The sequence below is a fragment of the Bariatricus sp. SGI.161 genome (genome assembly GCF_050313695.1).
GTDB lineage: Bacteria > Bacillota > Clostridia > Lachnospirales > Lachnospiraceae > JAFBIX01.
The window spans coordinates 1-455 of sequence record NZ_JBNPLX010000090.1; the positions used below are offsets into that span (position 1 = coordinate 1).

Genomic DNA, 455 nt, shown 5'->3' on the forward strand with positions numbered 1-455 from the left:
CAGTTTATCAGAGATTGTGAAGTACAGAGCGCTTTGAACTTGCTTTGTGAAAATCTTGGTATTAAGCCAATGCATCTTAGTAATCTGGGCGGAGGAACAGGTGAAATGCTTCACGGATCGCACAAGCAGGTGGAGGAGTAGAAGATATGAGTATACAAGGATTGAAGTTCTGCCCTGATCTTACGCAAGTAGTATGGGAAAAAGCAATGATGGTAGGTCATGGAGACTATCAGAGAATACAATTGAATGAATGCATCAAAGAACGGTGCGTTGCTTACTGCAAGGAAGATGGGAAATGTCATAAGTATATGAATGATGTGAACTGGATTAAATCGGCGAAGGTAGAAGATGAAGAAAATATTAGAAGTAATTAAACAAATTTAGGAGGGTAACTGGGCGAGTAATAATGAGGGCGTCCAGCAGAGCATCTGAAGTGAGCAAAAGGGATTAGGATG

General features: G+C 40.9%; 1 protein-coding gene. It reads left to right on the top strand.

What is annotated here, in order from left to right:
* Positions 1-146 precede the first annotated feature (146 nt).
* A complete protein-coding gene (locus tag ACQRBH_RS17315) occupies positions 147-374 on the top strand; it encodes a hypothetical protein (RefSeq protein WP_427761175.1) in 228 nt (75 codons plus the stop codon).
* The last annotated feature ends 81 nt before the right edge of the window (positions 375-455 follow it).

What these genes read in the sequence shown, in the direction of transcription:
- ACQRBH_RS17315 (WP_427761175.1), top strand. Translation starts at nt 147, where the DNA reads ATGAGTATACAAGGATTGAAGTTCTGCCCTGATCTTACGCAAGTAGTA.